The 16,722-nt window shown below is 65.5% G+C and carries 18 protein-coding genes; 8 read left to right on the forward strand and 10 right to left on the reverse strand.

Annotated elements, in window-relative coordinates:
• The first annotated feature begins 38 nt into the window (after window positions 1-38).
• Together ACSFBL_RS22125 and ACSFBL_RS22130 are read left to right on the forward strand one after the other, a co-directional pair.
• Window positions 39-416, forward strand: a complete 378-nt coding sequence (locus tag ACSFBL_RS22125; RefSeq protein ID WP_435517972.1) for a hypothetical protein — start codon at window positions 39-41, stop codon at window positions 414-416.
• 60 nt (window positions 417-476) lie between these two features.
• The gene (locus tag ACSFBL_RS22130) at window positions 477-1,541 is read left to right on the forward strand and encodes a DUF72 domain-containing protein (RefSeq protein ID WP_435517973.1); all 1,065 of its coding nucleotides are present in this window, start codon (window positions 477-479) and stop codon (window positions 1,539-1,541) included.
• Between the two features lie 12 nt (window positions 1,542-1,553).
• Here ACSFBL_RS22130 and guaA read toward each other — a convergent pair whose 3' ends face one another.
• Together guaA and guaB are read right to left on the reverse strand one after the other, a co-directional pair.
• Entirely contained in the window at window positions 1,554-3,164 is a 1,611-nt protein-coding gene (gene guaA, locus ACSFBL_RS22135; protein ID WP_435517974.1) for a glutamine-hydrolyzing GMP synthase, read from the reverse strand.
• A gap of 128 nt (window positions 3,165-3,292) precedes the next feature.
• Window positions 3,293-4,762, reverse strand: a complete 1,470-nt coding sequence (gene guaB, locus ACSFBL_RS22140) for an IMP dehydrogenase (protein WP_435517975.1) — start codon at window positions 4,760-4,762, stop codon at window positions 3,293-3,295.
• Between the two features lie 171 nt (window positions 4,763-4,933).
• Here guaB and ACSFBL_RS22145 point away from each other — a divergent pair, with 171 nt between their 5' ends.
• Window positions 4,934-5,449, forward strand: a complete 516-nt coding sequence (locus ACSFBL_RS22145; RefSeq protein WP_435517976.1) for a DUF4124 domain-containing protein — start codon at window positions 4,934-4,936, stop codon at window positions 5,447-5,449.
• Between the two features lie 2 nt (window positions 5,450-5,451).
• On the opposite strand, the gene ACSFBL_RS22150 is transcribed toward ACSFBL_RS22145, so the two are convergent.
• Window positions 5,452-5,784, reverse strand: a complete 333-nt coding sequence (locus ACSFBL_RS22150; protein WP_435517977.1) for an RnfH family protein — start codon at window positions 5,782-5,784, stop codon at window positions 5,452-5,454.
• Complete coding sequence (locus ACSFBL_RS22155; RefSeq protein WP_435517978.1) at window positions 5,784-6,230, reverse strand: type II toxin-antitoxin system RatA family toxin; 447 nt, start codon at window positions 6,228-6,230, stop codon at window positions 5,784-5,786. The genes ACSFBL_RS22150 and ACSFBL_RS22155 overlap by 1 nt, the downstream gene beginning before the upstream one ends.
• A 62-nt stretch (window positions 6,231-6,292) precedes the next feature.
• Here ACSFBL_RS22155 and smpB point away from each other — a divergent pair, with 62 nt between their 5' ends.
• From smpB to ACSFBL_RS22180, 5 genes are all read left to right on the forward strand, one after another.
• Window positions 6,293-6,769, forward strand: coding sequence for an SsrA-binding protein SmpB (gene smpB, locus ACSFBL_RS22160; protein ID WP_435517979.1), 477 nt, complete (start codon window positions 6,293-6,295; stop codon window positions 6,767-6,769).
• Window positions 6,770-6,779: 10 nt separating this feature from the next.
• Complete coding sequence (locus ACSFBL_RS22165; RefSeq protein WP_435517980.1) at window positions 6,780-7,379, forward strand: LbetaH domain-containing protein; 600 nt, start codon at window positions 6,780-6,782, stop codon at window positions 7,377-7,379.
• An 81-nt stretch (window positions 7,380-7,460) separates the two neighbouring features.
• Window positions 7,461-7,973: a sigma-70 family RNA polymerase sigma factor gene (locus ACSFBL_RS22170; RefSeq protein ID WP_435517981.1), complete on the forward strand. Its 513-nt coding sequence runs from the start codon at window positions 7,461-7,463 to the stop codon at window positions 7,971-7,973.
• 12 nt (window positions 7,974-7,985) lie between these two features.
• Window positions 7,986-8,720, forward strand: a complete 735-nt coding sequence (locus tag ACSFBL_RS22175; RefSeq protein WP_435517982.1) for an anti-sigma factor family protein — start codon at window positions 7,986-7,988, stop codon at window positions 8,718-8,720.
• Window positions 8,721-8,763: 43 nt separating this feature from the next.
• The gene (locus ACSFBL_RS22180; protein ID WP_435517983.1) at window positions 8,764-9,144 is read left to right on the forward strand and encodes a COG4315 family predicted lipoprotein; all 381 of its coding nucleotides are present in this window, start codon (window positions 8,764-8,766) and stop codon (window positions 9,142-9,144) included.
• A gap of 80 nt (window positions 9,145-9,224) precedes the next feature.
• Here the strand turns inward: ACSFBL_RS22180 and ACSFBL_RS22185 are convergent, their stop codons facing one another.
• The 6 genes from ACSFBL_RS22185 to infB all read right to left on the reverse strand — a co-directional run bounded on the left by ACSFBL_RS22185 (window position 9,225) and on the right by infB (window position 16,718).
• A complete protein-coding gene (locus tag ACSFBL_RS22185; RefSeq protein ID WP_435517984.1) occupies window positions 9,225-9,644 on the reverse strand; it encodes a YXWGXW repeat-containing protein in 420 nt (139 codons plus the stop codon).
• 72 nt (window positions 9,645-9,716) lie between these two features.
• The gene (locus ACSFBL_RS22190) at window positions 9,717-10,637 is read right to left on the reverse strand and encodes a DMT family transporter (protein ID WP_435517985.1); all 921 of its coding nucleotides are present in this window, start codon (window positions 10,635-10,637) and stop codon (window positions 9,717-9,719) included.
• The gene (gene typA, locus ACSFBL_RS22195; protein ID WP_435517986.1) at window positions 10,637-12,469 is read right to left on the reverse strand and encodes a translational GTPase TypA; all 1,833 of its coding nucleotides are present in this window, start codon (window positions 12,467-12,469) and stop codon (window positions 10,637-10,639) included. The genes ACSFBL_RS22190 and typA overlap by 1 nt, the downstream gene beginning before the upstream one ends.
• The gene (truB, locus tag ACSFBL_RS22200; protein ID WP_435517987.1) at window positions 12,466-13,410 is read right to left on the reverse strand and encodes a tRNA pseudouridine(55) synthase TruB; all 945 of its coding nucleotides are present in this window, start codon (window positions 13,408-13,410) and stop codon (window positions 12,466-12,468) included. The genes typA and truB overlap by 4 nt, the downstream gene beginning before the upstream one ends.
• Before the next feature lie 2 nt (window positions 13,411-13,412).
• The gene (gene rbfA / locus ACSFBL_RS22205) at window positions 13,413-13,784 is read right to left on the reverse strand and encodes a 30S ribosome-binding factor RbfA (protein ID WP_093107543.1); all 372 of its coding nucleotides are present in this window, start codon (window positions 13,782-13,784) and stop codon (window positions 13,413-13,415) included.
• Window positions 13,785-13,805: 21 nt separating this feature from the next.
• Window positions 13,806-16,718 carry a translation initiation factor IF-2 gene (gene infB, locus ACSFBL_RS22210; protein WP_435517988.1) on the reverse strand — a complete coding sequence of 971 codons (2,913 nt, stop codon included), beginning with the start codon at window positions 16,716-16,718 and terminating at the stop codon, window positions 13,806-13,808.
• Between the last annotated feature and the right edge of the window lie 4 nt (window positions 16,719-16,722).

The following is a 16,722-nucleotide window of genomic DNA, read 5'->3' on the forward strand; positions in this document are numbered from 1 at the left end:
CTCAACTTCGGAAAAAAGCTGCCGATATATCCGGCAGCATGAACCTCTACGCCCGAACCCTTTCCGCCCTGCTGGCCATCCTGTCCCTTTCGGACATCGCTCTTGCCGACGATGGTCTCTCCGAGCACGAGACGCGCTACGTTGCCGCCCGGGAATCGGAGCGCGTCGCCCGATTGCGCTCGTCGGCCATCGGTACGCGTGACTTCTGCTCGATCACGCGTTCGAGCAGCGACCCGGTGCAGAAAGATGGCGAAGGGAAGGTGACCTGCCATTTCAACTTCGGCCCGACCTCGCTCGCGGAACTCGAGGCCGGCGGTTGGAAGGTCGCCGCGCAGGAGCGGAGCGCCTACACCACCCGCTGGGGATTCCAGGTGGAAACGGTGGCGCTGACCATCGTCAAGGTTCGTCAGCCCTGAGGGCGCGCCGGGGTCGGAGTGGCGTGCGGGACAATGTGCGTCCTCACCCCCTGCCGAACGATGCAAGATTCGCTTTTCGACGACCTCGACCAACCTGCGCCGGCCCCTGTGGCCGCGCCTTCGGCCGCATCGCAGAAGCCGAAGAAACGCACAACCGAATCCCGCGCGAAGGTGCAGCCCGCGCCACCCGATGCATCGCACCTGGCATTGGCCGCAAGGCTCCCTTCGACGTTGAGGATGGGAACATCCTCGTGGTCCTTCCCCGGTTGGGCCGGCATGGTGTGGGAAGGCGCGTACGAACCCTCGGTGCTTTCGAAGCACGGGCTGGCTGCGTATGCCCGCCATCCTCTGTTTCGAACCGTGAGCATCGACCGCAGCTTCTACAAGCCGCTGTCGGCCAGCCAGTTCGCGGCCTATGCGTCGCAGGTGCCGGAAGACTTTCGCTTTGTCGTGAAGGCGCCGAGCCTCGTCGCAGACGCCATGGTGCGCGGCGAGGACGGGCGCGGCATGGAACCCAACCCCGCCTTCCTGGATGCGGGACTCGCCGCGGGCGAGTTCGTGCAGCCGGCGCTCGACGGGCTCGGCCCCAAGCTCGGCGTGCTGGTGTTCCAGATGAGCCCGCTGCCCGGCGCCCTCCTCGCGCGCATGCCCGAGGTCCTGGAGCGACTCGGCGCGATGCTGCGCGCCTTGCCCGCGCTGCGGCCGGCGGCTCCGGATGCCGTGATCGCGGTCGAAGTGCGCAATCCCGAGTTCCTCACGCCGCAATTCGTCGATGTCCTGCGCGATGCCGGCGCGACCTATTGCCTCGGCCTGCATTCGAAGATGCCGCCGATCGCCGATCAACTGCCGCTGTTGCGTGCGCTCTGGCCTGGGCCGCTGGTTTGCCGGTGGAACCTGCATCGGATGCACGGTGCGTACGGGTACGAAGAAGCGAAGACCTTGTACGAGCCTTTTGACAAGCTGGTCGACCCAGACCTCGATACGCGCGTTGCGCTGGCGCGCGTCATTGCCGGGACCACGAGCGCCGGACAGAACGCATACGTCACGATCAGCAACGAGGCGGAGGGTTCGGCGCCGCTGACGGCGCTGGCGCTGGCGGAAGAATTGCGACGGCTAGGGCACTGAGGCCCTAGGCGCTCACTCCCACTCGATCGTCGCAGGCGGCTTGCTGCTCACGTCGTAGGTAACACGGTTGATGCCCCGGACCTCGTTGATGATGCGTCCCGACACCTTCTTGAGCAGCGCATAGGGCAGTTCGGCCCAGTCCGCCGTCATGAAATCGCTGGTCTGCACAGCACGCAGGGCCACGACATAGTCGTAGGTGCGGCCGTCGCCCATCACGCCGACGCTCTTGACCGGCAGGAACACCGTGAAGGCCTGGCTGGTCAGGTCGTACCAGCTCTTGCCGGTCGCGGGATCGACGAAGTTGCGCAGTTCCTCGATGAAGATGGCATCGGCGCGGCGTAGCAGGTCGGCGTATTCCATCTTCACCTCGCCAAGGATCCGCACGCCCAGCCCGGGGCCGGGGAAGGGATGGCGATACACCATCTCGGGCGGCAGGCCGAGCGCGACGCCGAGTTCGCGGACTTCGTCCTTGAACAGGTCGCGCAGCGGCTCCAGCAGCTTCAGGCCCAGCTGCTCGGGCAGGCCGCCGACGTTGTGGTGGCTCTTGATCGTGACGGCCTTCTTGCTCTTCGCACCACCGGACTCGATCACGTCCGGATAGATCGTGCCCTGCGCCAGCCACTTCGCGCCCTTGGCGCCGGCGCTGGTGAGCTTGGCAGCCTCCTGCTTAAAGACGGTGACGAACTCGCCGCCGATGATCTTGCGCTTGGCCTCGGGGTCGCTCACGCCGGCCAGCTTGCCGAGGAAGAGCTCGCTCGCATCGACGCGGATCACCTTGGCGTGCAGCTTGCCGACGAACATGCCCATGACCATGTCGCCCTCGTCCAGGCGCAGCAGCCCGTGATCGACGAAGACACAGGTGAGCTGGTCGCCGATGGCGCGATGGATCAGCGCCGCGGCCACGGACGAATCAACGCCGCCGGAGAGCCCGAGGATCACTTCCTCGTCGCCCACCTGCTTGCGAATCGCCTCCACGGCCTCGGCGATGTGGTCGCGCATCACCCAGTCGGGCCGCGCGCCGCAGATGCCCAGGACGAAGCGATCGAGGATCGCCTTGCCCTGCTGCGTGTGCGTGACCTCCGGGTGGAACTGCACGGCGTAGAAGTGTCGGTCTTCGTCCGCCATGCCGGCGATCGGGCAGCTCTCGGTCGACGCCATGAGCTTGAAGCCGGGCGGCAACTCGGTGACCTTGTCGCCGTGGCTCATCCAGACGTTGAGCATCCCGTGCCCTTCGTCGGTCGTGAAATCGGCGATGTCCTTCAGAAGCTCGGTATGGCCGCGCGCTCGCACCGCCGCGAAACCGAACTCGCGCTTGTGCCCGCCCTCGACCTTGCCGCCCAACTGGTGCGCCATGGTCTGCATGCCGTAGCAGATGCCCAGCACCGGCACACCGAGCTCGAACACGGCCTGGGGCGCCTTGTCCGTGGTGTCCTCGTAGACACTGGCATGGCTCCCCGAAAGGATGACACCCTTCAGGCTGCCATCCTTCGCGTACTCGCGAATCCATTCGTCCGTGACGTCACAAGGATGAACCTCGCTCAACACGTGCGCTTCACGCACGCGACGAGCGATCAACTGAGTGACCTGCGAGCCGAAATCAAGAATCAGAATCTTTTGGTGCATATAAAAGCCAATGTGTGCCGCGCCCCCTTCGGGAAACACCACGGGACCGGCTCCGCCGGCCCGTAGGTGTTGCCCCCTGCAAGGGGGTAGGCGAAGCGACACGAAGTGCGCGCAGCCTGGGGGTGTGCCTACTCCGCCCTGTAGTTGGGCGCTTCCTTCGTGATCTGCACGTCGTGCACGTGGCTCTCGCGGATGCCCGCCGTGGTGATCTCGACGAACTCCGCCTTGTTCTTCATGTCCTCGATCGTCGCGCAGCCGCAGTAGCCCATGCTGGCGCGCAGGCCGCCGGACATCTGATAGACGATCGACACCATCGAACCCTTGTAGGGCACGCGGCCCTCGATGCCCTCGGGCACGAGCTTGTCGGCATTGGGGTTGCCGGTAGTCGATTCCTGGAAGTAGCGATCCGCGCTGCCCTGCTGCATGGCGCCGATGGAGCCCATGCCGCGGTAGCTCTTGTAGCTGCGGCCCTGGAACAGCACGATCTCGCCCGGCGCCTCTTCGGTGCCGGCGAACATGCCGCCCATCATCACGGTGCTTGCGCCGGCCGCGATGGCCTTGGCGATGTCGCCCGAATAGCGGATGCCGCCATCGGCGATGAGCGGAATGCCCGTGCCTTGCAGGGCCGTCGCGACGTTGTCGACCGCCATGATCTGAGGAACGCCCACGCCGGCCACGATGCGGGTGGTGCAGATGGAGCCCGGGCCGATGCCGACCTTGACGGCGTCGGCGCCTGCATCCGCCAGGGCGCGCGCTGCATCGCCGGTGGCGATGTTGCCGCCAATCACGTCGACCTGCGGGTAGTTTTTCTTGACCCAGCGCACGCGCTCGATCACGCCGGCGCTGTGGCCGTGGGCGGTGTCGACGACGATCGCATCGACGCCGGCCTTCACGAGCGCCTCGACGCGTTCTTCGGTGCCCTCGCCCACGCCGACCGCTGCACCGCAACGCAGGCGGCCGCTGCCGTCGCGCGCGGCATTCGGGAAGCTGGTCTGCTTGGTGATGTCCTTGACGGTGATCAGGCCCTTAAGCTCCCAGGCCTCGTTGATCACGAGGAGGCGTTCGAGCTTGTGCTTGTTGAGGAGGGCCTTGGCGTCCGCCAGCGTGGTGCCGTCAGGCACGGTGATCAGCTTGTCGCGCCGCGTCATGATCTCGCTCACGGGCACGTCGTAGCGGCTTTCGAAGCGCAAGTCGCGGCCGGTGACGATGCCGACCACCTTGCCCGCGTCGCACACAGGGAAGCCGGAGATGCCGAGCTGGTCCGACAGCGCCATGACTTCGCGCACGGTGTGCGTCGGCGTGATGACCACCGGGTCGCGGAGCACGCCGGACTCGTAGCGCTTCACCTTCGCCACCTGGGCGGCCTGTTCGGCCGCGGTGAAGTTCTTGTGGACGATGCCGATGCCGCCTTCCTGCGCGATGGCGATCGCAAGGCGCGCTTCGGTCACGGTGTCCATGGCCGCCGAGACGAGCGGCAGGTTCAGCGTGATGTTTCGGGAGAGCCGGGTGGCGAGGGAGGTGTCCTTGGGCAGGACCTGGGAGAACGCTGGCACCAGCAACACGTCGTCGAAGGTGAGCGCTTTGCCGAGAAGGCGCATGGGTGAAGCTCCAAAAGACGGATTGTAACGATGGCTTGACGCCCGCCGCAGCGCAGGGAATTGCGTCTTCCCACACGCAATCCGACCTGAATTTGTCGGAATGGCGGCAGAACGTTGCAAAAATGCCAGCGGCAAAGTTGCAAAACGTAAGGCAGCGCTAAACTGCCGGCCATGAAATTCGCGCATCTGCTTGTCGTCGCATCGGTCGTCCTGCTGCCCTTGGGTGCCCACGCCCAGTGGCAGTGGATCGACAAGGACAACAAGAAGGTGTTCAGCGACCAGGCACCGCCGCCGGACGTTCCCGAGAAGAACATCATTCGCAAACCCGGCGTACCCGGCAAGCGCCTGAACTTCAGCACGCCGCCTGCGCCAGCGGAAACCGCGGCCGTAGCAGCGCCTGCAGCTGCACCTGCCGCCGCAAAGCCGACGGGTGTCGACAAGGAACTCACCGAGAAGGCGAAGAAGGCCGAAGACGCCGAAAAGGCGAAGCAGGCGTCCGAGGCGCAGAGAGTGGCGCAGGCCAAGGCCGAGAACTGCAGTCGGGCGCGTCAGGGCAAGGCGACCATGGACAGCGGCATCCGAGTGGCCCGCATCAACGCGCAGGGCGAGCGCGAGATCATCGATGACAACGCGCGCGCCACGGAAGCGCAACGGCTGCAAGCGGTGATCGATTCCGACTGCAGGTAGGCCTAGTACCCCGCCTTGCCGCCCTTGCGTCGGCGAGCGAACAATCCCGTTCCACGCGCACCCTGTTGCCGGAATCGTTCCCGCCGCGCGACTTTGGGGTCGACCGTGAGCGGCCGGCACAACTCGATGCGATCGAGATCGGCGAGAACCTGGTCCCATTCGACCGCACGGCCCCAGATGCCCGGAAGGGACGCCTGCCAGTCGAACAGTGGAAACGTTGCGCCGAGATGGCTGGCCATGACGGCATCACGCGCCGTCGCACCGTCCGGAAGAGACACAAGCTCTTCGAACACCTCGCGAGGCGCCGGCGAGTACGCCACCGTGACTTGCAACATCAGGGCGTGCCGTAGACGTGCTCCGCACGCTTCACGAAGGCTTCGACCAGATTGGAGGCGACCTTGTCGAACACCGGGCCGACGAGCGCCTGCAGCGCGAAGTTGTTGAAGCCGTAGCTGAGGTTCAGCTCGACGCGGCAGGCGCGCTCGCCCTCCTCGCCCACCGGAGTGAACTTCCAGGCACCGTCGAGGTTGGAAAAGGGCCCGGCGACCAGTTTCAGGTGCACTTCGCGCCCGGGCACATGGGTGTTGCGCGTCGTGAAGCTCTGGTGAAAGCCGCTGAAGGCCAGGCCCACCTCCGCCGTCATTCCGAGTTCGCTTTGCTCGATCACCTTGGAGCGATCGCACCATGGCAAAAACTCCGGATACTTCGCAACGTCGGTGACGAGAGCGTACATCTCATCGGCGCTGTACCAGATCAGAACGGACTTGTGGACTGTTTTCATAGAATCGGCACCGCGTGCGCGACGGATTGTATTGAAGCCATGCAGCCCACACCTGACACACCATGGCCACAAAAAAACAAGACACCTCCTCCCGGATCGCGGACAACAAGAAAGCCGCCTACAACTACTTCTTCGAGGAGCGCTTCGAGGCGGGCATGGTTCTGGAAGGCTGGGAAGTCAAATCGCTGCGCGAGGGCAAGGTGCAACTCACCGACGGCTACGTCGTGATCCGCGACGGCGAACTGTTCGTGATCGGCTGCCAGATCAACCCGCTGCGATCCGCGTCGACACACATCACGCCCGATTCCGTTCGCACCAAGAAGCTGCTGCTGCACAAGGAGCAGATCCGTCGCCTGATCGGCAAGGTCGAGCAGAAGGGCTATACGCTGGTGCCGCTCAACCTGCATTGGAAGGCCGGCAAGGTCAAGTGCGAGATCGCACTCGCCAAGGGCAAGGCCGAACACGACAAGCGTGACACCATCAAGGACCGCGAGGGCAAGCGTGAAGTCGAGCGGGCCATGAAGAGTCGCACCCGCTGAAGGAACATCGATGGCGCTTCAACCCCTCGACGCCACGCGCGTCAATCCGCTCGAAGGCGGCCCGAGCTTTTCACTGGGCAATCGGGTGTTGCGGGCCGTCTGGAACCTCAGTTGGGCCCTGCTGGCGTCGTGGACGCCGCCGCAGATGCGCTTCTGGCGTCGCTTTCTCCTGAAGCTGTTCGGCGCGCAGCTTGGCGAGTCCAGCGACGTGCGCGGCAGTGCGCGGGTCTGGTATCCGCCTCACCTGCATCTGGCCGATCGCGCGCTGCTGGCCGAGCGGGTCACTTGCTACAACATGGCGCCGATTTCGCTCGGACGCGCGGCGCTGGTATCGCAAGGCGCGCATCTCTGCGCGGGCACGCACGACATCTCGTCGGCGACCTTCCAGCTGACCGCCCGACCGATCGTCATCGGCGCGCAGGCATGGATCGCCGCCGAGGCCTTCGTCGGACCGGGCGTGGAAGTGGGCGAAGGTGCGGTGCTGGGCGCACGAGGCGTTGCGTTCCGCTCGCTGGATCCGTGGATGGTCTATGGCGGGAACCCGGCGAAGCCGCTCAAGCGGCGCGTGCTTCGCAATGACGATCGCAGCGGCGCGGCCGGCGACAGTTGAAGTTTTTTTTGAGGGACATGGAATAAAGCGACCTGTCCCGGCGTTCGTGCAGCAGACAACCCCGATGATCTGCCTCACCCCATGAACGCGCGCCTGCTCGTCGACCACATCCCCAGCCTGCGGCGCTATGCCCGCGCGCTGACGGGCGACAGCTGGTCGGCCGACGATCTCGTGCAGGACACGCTCGAACGCGCCTGCAGCAAGTGGCGCCTGTGGATCGCGGGGAGCGATCTCCGGGCCTGGCTCTTCACGATCATGCACAACGTGTTCGCGAGCCAGGTGCGTCGCGCACCGGCGCGCGCATCGGTGGTAGACATCGATGACGTCGTGCACGAACTGCGCAGCGTGGATTCGCACCGTGACCAGGCCATCGACCTGCAGCGCTGCCTGTTGCTGCTTCCTGAAGACCAGCGCGCCGTGCTGCTGCTGGTGGCGCTCGAAGATTTGTCCTACGCGCAAGTGGCCAAGGTGTTGGCTATACCGGTGGGCACCGTGATGTCGCGCCTCTCGCGGGCGCGCGCCCGGCTTCAGGACCTGATGGAGGGCACGCCTGCGGCCGTGGCGGTTCGTCCCGGCTTGCGCCGCCTCAAGTAATCGGCCAACGCCATGAACACGCCCCCTCTTCCCCCCGATGATGACCTGGCCGCCTGGGAGGCCCAGCGCAACGCCTTGCGGCAACTGCATCGCGAGGTGCTCGACGAGCCCGTGCCGCCCGCCTTGCTGGCCGCAGCCGGTCTGGCCGACGAGCAGCATGCCCGGCGATCCCGCTGGATGCGCTGGGGCGGTATGGCGGCGGGGGTCTTGATCGCCTTCGCTGCGGGTTGGCTCGCGAACATCCAATGGACTGCCTCGCTGCCCGGCGCAGCACTGGCTCGCGCGCCGGCTGCGCGCGAATTCGTGCATGCCGCCTCGGTGGCCCACGCGGTCTATACGCCGGAGAAGCGTCATCCGGTCGAAGTGGCGGCGGCCGAGCAGCAGCATCTGGCCCAGTGGCTGTCGAAACGGCTCGACAAGCCGCTTCAGGTGCCGGATCTGTCGGCAGAGGGCTACGCGCTGGTCGGCGGTCGTCTGCTACCTGGCAGTGAAGGCGCCCGCGCACAGTTCATGTTCGAACGGGCCGGCGGCGAGCGCGTCACGCTCTACATCGGCAGCCTCGGTTCCGACTCGGATGCGTCGCGCGCCCCAGAGACTGCCTTCCGTTTCGCGGAGGACGGCCCGGTGCCGAGCTTCTATTGGGTGGACCAGGGATTCGGCTATGCGCTCACAGGCGCGCTGCCGCGCGATGCCTTGCTCCGTCTCGCGACATCGGTCTACCGTCAGCTCGAAAAAACCGGCGGATAGACTGTCCCGTCAGATTCGTTTTTTAACCGAAGGAGAAATCTTCATGAAACTGCTCAGCGCCTCGATCCTTGCCGCCGCCCTGCTCGCGGGATGCGGAAGCATGTCAACAGCGCCGGACACGCCCACGCGCACGTCCGACGGCGTCCTGATCGGCCCGACCGGCATGACGCTCTACACCTTCGACCGCGATGCCGCCGGCAGCGGCAAGTCCGCGTGCAACGGACCCTGCGCTACCAACTGGCCGCCTCTGCCCGTGGCGGACGCGGCCAAGCCCATGGGCCCCTACACCATCATCGTGCGCGACGATGGCAAGAAGCAGTGGGCTTACAAGGGCTGGCCGCTCTACTACTGGTCCAAGGACACGAAGGCCGGCGACAAGACCGGCGACGGCTTCAACGGCGCGTGGAAAGTCGCGCGCCCCTGAGCCAGCAAACTCGCCGGAAGGCGAGTCGCATGAAAAAGGCCGGCATCATGCCGGCCTTTTCGCTGGATCGTCGTGCTCGCTCAGCAGCGGCCCTTCTTCGCCTGTCCCGGCGGGCAGTGATAGCCGCCGTGGTCGTGGTCATCGTCCCGGTCGTGGTAACCGTCATCGTGATGGCCCTTCTTGACCTTGTAGGGCTTCCAGTTCGGCTCGACCCAGCGCCATCCGCCGTCAACGCGCACCCAGCGGCCTGGTGCGTAGGCATAGTCGGCGCGCGCGGGCTCCCAATACCCCCGGCGCCAGTCATAGGCGTTGTGCTGCCACTGCCAGTTGCCGGGCACCCAGACGTAGCCTGGGCGCTGCGGCGGCATGGCTTCGTACCGGGGAGGCGGCGGTGCCGCCATCACGACGCCGGGCACGTTGATATTGATCGATACCTGGGCGGTCGAGCACAGGGGCGCCGCAAGCATCGCGCAGGCAGCCAGGACAACGGAAAGTCGCATCAATACATCCTCAAATAAGCAATCAACGTTGAAGCATCAGTCCAGGGCGTCGGTGAATGCCCTGTCCACCCGTCAGTGGGGACTGGTCAAGGCGGCGGCCGGCGCGCGCCGCTCCCGAAGACCCAGCAACTCGTTGAACACGAGGGCACCAATGACCACTGCGCCGCCGGTCAGCACGCTCGGCTCGGGCTCCTCGCCGGCACCGATCCAGGCCAGCGCAATGCCGAAGATGACTTCGAGCAATGCAAGCAGTGACACCTCCGGCGCTTTTAGCACGCGCGCGCACATCACCGACAGCACGCAAGGAATCGCCAGCTGAAACAGGCCCAGAAAGCCGAGCAGGCCGAGGTCATGGGTGTTTGCCTGAAAGGGCCACGCCAGTGGCAGCGTGACGAGCGCGGAAATGGCTGCACCGATCAGGACCGCGGGGACGAGGTCGACATCATGCCCCTTGGCATGGGCGTGCTGGACCACGGTCCAGTTGCAGGCGCCCGCGAGCGGCACGCACAGCGCGACCAACGTGCCGAGAAGATGCCCTTCGCCGAGTTGCGCGCCGTACATCCAGCCGATGCCCACGCCGGCCGCTACGATGGCGGCCCACGTCCTCGTCGGCAGCTTGTGGCCGATAAAAATCCGCGCAGCCAGCGCCGTTAGCAACGGGCCGGCGGCCATGGTCACGAGCACGTTCGCGACGCTGGCCAGCGTGAGCGCCACCATGAAGGCCGTGAACATGACGCTCCAGCAGATGCCGGAGACCCACAGCTCGCTCCCGCCCTGGCGAATCTTCGAGAAGACCGCGCGGCCCTGCCACAAGGGCAGGATGACCAGCAGCGACACCAGCGTGAAGAAGCTGCGCCAGAAAGTCACCTCGAAGCTGCGAGCGTGTTCGAGGTGGCGCGTGACGACACCCGCCGTGGCCCACATGAGGGTCACGACGACCATCAGCCAGACCGCCCGGCCGTGAGTGAGCCCCCGGCCACCCACGTGCTGCATCAGGCAGTCTCGCGCGAGGCGCGCTTGCGCTCGTGTTCCTTCAGGAAGCGCTTGCGCAGGCGCACGCTCTTGGGCGTGATCTCGACCAGTTCATCGTCCTCGATGAACTCCACGCCGTATTCCAGCGTGAGCTCGATCGGCGGCGTGATCTTGATCGCGTCTTCCTTGCCGGAGACGCGGAAATTGGTCAGCTGCTTGGTGCGCGTGGCATTGACGACGAGGTCGTTGTCGCGGCTGTGGATGCCGACGATCATGCCTTCGTACACCGGATCGTTCGCGCGCACGAACATGCGGCCGCGGTCGTCCAGCTTGCCCAGCGCGTAGGTGAAGATTTCGCCGTCGTCCATCGAGATCAGCACGCCGTTCTTGCGGCTGCCGATCTCGCCCTTGTGCGGCTCGTAGCCGTCGAAGATGTTGGAGATCAGACCCGAGCCGCGCGTCAGGTTCAGGAATTCGTTGGTGAAGCCGATCAGGCCCCGCGCCGGGATGCGGTACTCGAGACGCACGCGGCCACGACCGTCCGGTTCCATGTTGACCAGCTCGCCCTTGCGCTCGCCCAGGGCCTGCATCACGCCACCCTGGTGCGCGTCCTCGATGTCGGCCGTCACCAGTTCGATCGGCTCGTGCTTGACGCCGTCGATGTCGCGGAACACCACGCGCGGCTTCGACACGGCCATCTCGTAGCCTTCGCGGCGCATGTTCTCCAGCAGGATGGTCAGGTGCAGTTCGCCGCGACCCATGACTTCGAAGATGCCTTCTTCGTCCGTTTCCTTGACGCGCAAGGCGACGTTGTGCTGCAGTTCTTTCTGAAGGCGATCCCAGATCTGGCGGCTGGTGACGAACTTGCCTTCGCGGCCGGCCAGCGGGCTGGTGTTCACGCAGAAGTTCATGGTCAGGGTCGGCTCATCGACCTTGAGCATCGGCAGCGAGGTCGGCTTTGTCGGATCGGTGACGGTCACGCCGATGCCGATGTCGGAAATGCCGTTGATCAGCACGATCTCGCCCGGGCCGGCTTCGTCGGTCTGAACGCGGTCGAGACCCTGGAAAGTCAACACCTGGTTGACGCGGCCCTTGAACGTGTTGCCGTCCGGGCCTTCCATCACGAGTACGTCCATCTGGGGCTTGATGGTGCCGGCGTGAATACGGCCGACGCCGATCCGGCCCACGAAGGTCGAGAAGTCCAGCGCGGAAATCTGCAGTTGCAGCGGCGCCTCGGGATCACCCGCATGGGCAGGCACGTGCTTCAGGATGGTGTTGAACAGTGCCGACATGTCGGGGCCCCACTGCTCGCCGTGCTCGCCCTCTTCGAGCGAGGACCAGCCGTTGATGCCCGATGCGTAGACGACCGGGAAATCCAGCTGTTCGTCGGTCGCGCCGAGCTTGTCGAACAGGTCGAAGGCGGCGTTCACGACGTAGTCGGGACGCGCACCGGGCTTGTCGACCTTGTTCACCACCAGGATCGGCTTCAAGCCGAGGGCCAGCGCCTTCTTCGTCACGAAGCGGGTCTGGGGCATCGGGCCCTCTTGAGCGTCGATCAGCAGCACCACGCCGTCGACCATGCTGAGCGCGCGCTCGACTTCACCACCGAAGTCCGCGTGGCCGGGGGTGTCGACGATGTTGATGTGCGTGCCTTCCCAGGTCACGGCGCAATTCTTGGCCAGGATCGTGATGCCGCGCTCTTTTTCGATCGCGTTGTTGTCCATCACGGTGTCGACCACTTTCTCGTGCTCGGCGAAGGTGCCGGACTGGCGCAGCAGCTGGTCGACCATCGTGGTCTTGCCATGGTCCACGTGGGCAATGATGGCGATGTTGCGAATCTGTTTGGTGCTCATGGTGTCGCTTCGGTCAATAGTGTTTGCTGGATTTCGATGGGGCTCAGCAGGCGCCCCGGAATCAGTTCGCCGGCTTTCACATGGGCCGAGCCGAGGAATGCGTGAGGTTCGCGGCCGAAGACGGCCACGGCCGGCGCGTCCGGCCACATGCCGCGTCGGCGCAGGCCGGACAGGAATCGCCCGGCATCTTCGGCGTCGAGCGTGACGGGCGTGTGATCGGCCACGAGCGCTTCGGTGGGCAGCAATTGCGCGAGCCGCTCATCCTCGATCATGGCTTCGAGCGCGTCCAGCGTCACGCATTGGGATACGTCGAAGCCACCGGTGACGGTACGGCGCAACGCAGTGAGGTGGGCGCCGCAGCCCAAGGCTTCGCCGATGTCTTCGCCGAGCGTGCGGATGTAGGTGCCCTTGCTCACGGTCGCCCGGATGCGGATCTCGATGTCGGATGAGGCGTCGATCGCCAACTTGTAGATCACCACGTCGCGTGGCGCGCGCTCGATCTCGACGCCTTCGCGCGCGTATTCGTACAGCGCCCTTCCGTCTTTCTTCAACGCGCTGTGCATCGGTGGCACCTGGCGGATCGGTCCGGTGAATTGCGCTTGGACGCGCTTCAGGTCGTCGGCGGTGACGGCAACAGGGCGCTCGGCGACGACTTCGCCTTCGGCGTCGCCGGTGGATGTCTTCACCCCGAGGTGCGCCGTGGCCTCATAGGTCTTGTCGGCATCCAGATGCAACTGGCTGAACTTGGTGGCGGCGCCGAAGCACAGCGGCAACACGCCGCTCGCGAGTGGATCGAGCGTGCCCGTATGCCCGGCCTTCTCGGCGCGCAACAGCCATTTGGCCTTCTGCAAGGCCTGGTTGCTGGAAAGACCCAGCGGCTTGTCGAGCAGCAACACCCCATGCACAGGGCGCCGCTGCACCCGTGTGCGTGGCGCGTTCATCTTCAGTCGTCTTTGGAACGGGAAGCGACGGCCTGCGCGATCAGCGCATTCATGTCGGCCGCACGTTCGGTCGTGCGGTCGAACTGGAAATGCAGCGTCGGAACCGTGTGGATGTGCAGCCGCTTGAACAGGCCGTTGCGCAGGAAACCGGCGGCCTGATTCAGCGCTTCGGTGGTCTCGACCGGATCGCCCACGAGCAGGCTGAAGAAGACCTTCGCGTGCGCGTAGTCGGGCGTCACCTCGACCGCCTGGATGGTGACCATGCCCACGCGCGGGTCCTTCAACTCGCGCGCGATCAGCTCCGTCAGATCGCGCTGGATCTGATCGGCCACCTTGAAGGCGCGGTTGGGGGCTGCGGCTTTTCTCTTGGGCATGGCCAGGGTCGTACGAGGCGCTTACAGCGTCCGGGCGATTTCCTTGATCTCGAAGAACTCCAGCTGATCACCTTCCTTGATGTCGTTGTAGTTCTTGAGCTTGATACCGCACTCGAAGCCTTCGCGCACTTCGCGCACATCGTCCTTGAGGCGCTTGATCGAGTCGATTTCGCCCGTATAGACCACCACGTTGTCGCGCAGCAGGCGGAAATGCGCGCTGCGATTGACAGAGCCGGAGGTGACCATACAGCCCGCGACCGTACCGATCTTGGAGGCCACGAACACGGTGCGGATCTCGGCCGAGCCGATGACCTCTTCGCGCCGCTCGGGTGCCAGCATGCCGGCCATGGCGGTCTTCAGCTCGTCCACGGCGTCATAGATGATGCTGTAGTAGCTGATGCCCACGTTGTTGCCTTCGGCCAGCTTGCGCGCACCAGCGTCGGCACGCACGTTGAAGCCGATGACCATCGCCTTGGAGGCAATCGCGAGGTTGATGTCCGACTCGCTGATGCCACCCACGGCGGCATACACCACCTGGACCTTGACCTCGTCGTTCGAAAGCTTGAGCAGCGACTGCGCCAGCGCTTCCTGCGAACCCTGCACGTCGGCCTTGATAATGATCGGCACCATCTTGACTTCGCCCGCGTTCAGGTCCGAGAACATGTTCTCGAACTTGGCAGCCTGCTGCTTGGCCAGCTTGGTGTTGCGGAACTTGCCCGCACGGTAGGTGGCGATCTCGCGCGCACGGCGCTCGTCGCCCATCACCATGAACTCGTCGCCCGCTTGCGGCACCTCGGTAAGACCCTGGATTTCGACCGGGATCGAAGGACCGGCCGACTTGATGGTCTTGCCGTCCTCATCCAGCATGGCGCGCACGCGGCCATAGGTCGAGCCACCCAGCACCACGTCGCCCGTCTTGAGCGTGCCGGATTGGACCAGCACGGTCGCGACCGGACCACGGCCCTTGTCGAGTTGGGCTTCGATCACCAGGCCCTTGGCGGCCGCATCGACCGGCGCCTTCAGCTCCAGGATTTCGGCCTGCAGCAGCACTTGCTCGAGCAGCTCGTCTACGCCCTGCCCCGTCTTGGCGGACACGGGCACGAATGGCGTGTCGCCGCCGTACTCTTCGGGCACGACCTCTTCGGCAACCAGTTCCTGCTTGACGCGGTCGAGGTTGGCATCGGGCTTGTCGATCTTGTTGATCGCGACCACGATCGGCACACCCGCAGCCTTCGCGTGCTTGATGGCTTCCTTGGTCTGGGGCATGACGCCGTCGTCCGCTGCGACCACCAGGATCACGATGTCGGTGGCCTGCGCACCACGCGCACGCATGGCGGTGAACGCCTCGTGGCCGGGGGTGTCGAGAAAGGACACCATGCCACGCGCGGTCTGCACGTGATAGGCGCCGATGTGCTGTGTGATGCCGCCAGCTTCGCCCGCCGCCACCTTGGCGCGGCGGATGTAGTCCAGCAGCGACGTCTTGCCGTGGTCGACGTGACCCATGACGGTCACGACCGGTGCCCGCGGCAGTGCTTCGGCCTGTTGCGCCGACACGTCCTCGTCGGTGAAGGCTTCGGGATCGTCCAGCGCGGCGACGACCGCGTTGTGGCCCATTTCCTCCACGATGATCATCGCGGTGTCCTGGTCCAGCGACTGGTTGATGGTCGCCATCTGGCCGAGCTTCATCAGTTGCTTGATGACTTCGGACGCCTTCACGGCCATCTTGTGAGCGAGTTCCGAGACCGTGATGGTTTCAGGCACGTGCACTTCGAGGACGCGCGCCTCGACCGGTGCGGCCTGTACGCGCTCTTCCTGTCCGTTGCGGTCATTGCCGCGACGGCCGCGCGGGCCACCGCGCCAGTTGCCACGACCGACACCGCCGCTGGCGTCGCCGCGGGTCTTGATTTCCTTCTTCTTGGCCGTGTCACCAGCCCAGCTCGACGAGAGCTTGGCCGACTTGACTTCCTTGCCTGCGCCAGGGGCGGTTGTGGCAGCAGCGCCGGGGGCAGCCGGCGCGCCCGGGCGCGCGGCGGGGGCGGTCGGCTTGTGCAGCGTGCCCTTCACCCCGGCCTTGGCTTCAGGCGCGGGCTTCTCCGGCGCCTTGTGCGGAACCAGCACGCGCGCCGGTGCATTCATCATGGCGCGGATGGCTTCGGCTTCGGCCAGTGCCTTGCGACGGCGCTCGTCCAGGTCCCTGGCGCGCGCGGCTTCCTCGTCGGCACGGGCCTTCGATTCGGCAGCAGCCTTGGCCTTGGCATCGTCCTTGGCCTGCGCAGCCGCGGCTTCAGCGGCGGCCTTGCGGTCCGTCACGGCGGGTGCTTCCTCGGGCACATCGGGCGCGCCTTCGGTCACCGTTGCAGCGGCGGCCGCTTCCGCAGCCTTCTTCTTGGCGGCCTTGGCGTCCTGCTCGGCCTGTTCGGCGCGCTCGGCCTTCTCGCGCTCACGCGCCTCGGCTTCTTCGCGAATACGGCGCTTCTCGGCCAGTTCTTCTTCCTGGCGACGGATCAGTTCGGCCTGCCGGCGCGCTTCTTCCTCGCGGCGGGTCAGTTCGGCTTCGTCGATCTGCGGTGCGGCCGGAGCAGCCGCGACGGGCGCTTCCTGCGGTGCCGGCTCGGCGGCGGCAGGATGACCCTCGTCGCGCTGGATGAACGTGCGCTTCTTGCGCACCTCGACCTGGATCGTGCGGGCGCGACCGGTGGCGTCGGCCTGCTTGATCTCGCTGGTCGACTTCTTCGTCAGCGTGATCTTCTTGCGCTCGGGCTCGAGCGTGCCGTGGCTGGCCTTGAGGAAGCCGAGCAGGCGCTGCTTGTCGGCCTCGGTGAGCGCATCGGTCGCGGCGGCCTTGGGCACGCCCGCGCTCTTGAGCTGATCAAGCAGGATTTCGGGAGTCTTCTTGAGTTCGTTCGCGAACTCGGCGACAGTGGTACTGGACATATTG

The organism is Variovorax glacialis (genome assembly GCF_051216375.1).
In the GTDB taxonomy this organism is placed as follows: domain Bacteria; phylum Pseudomonadota; class Gammaproteobacteria; order Burkholderiales; family Burkholderiaceae_C; genus Variovorax.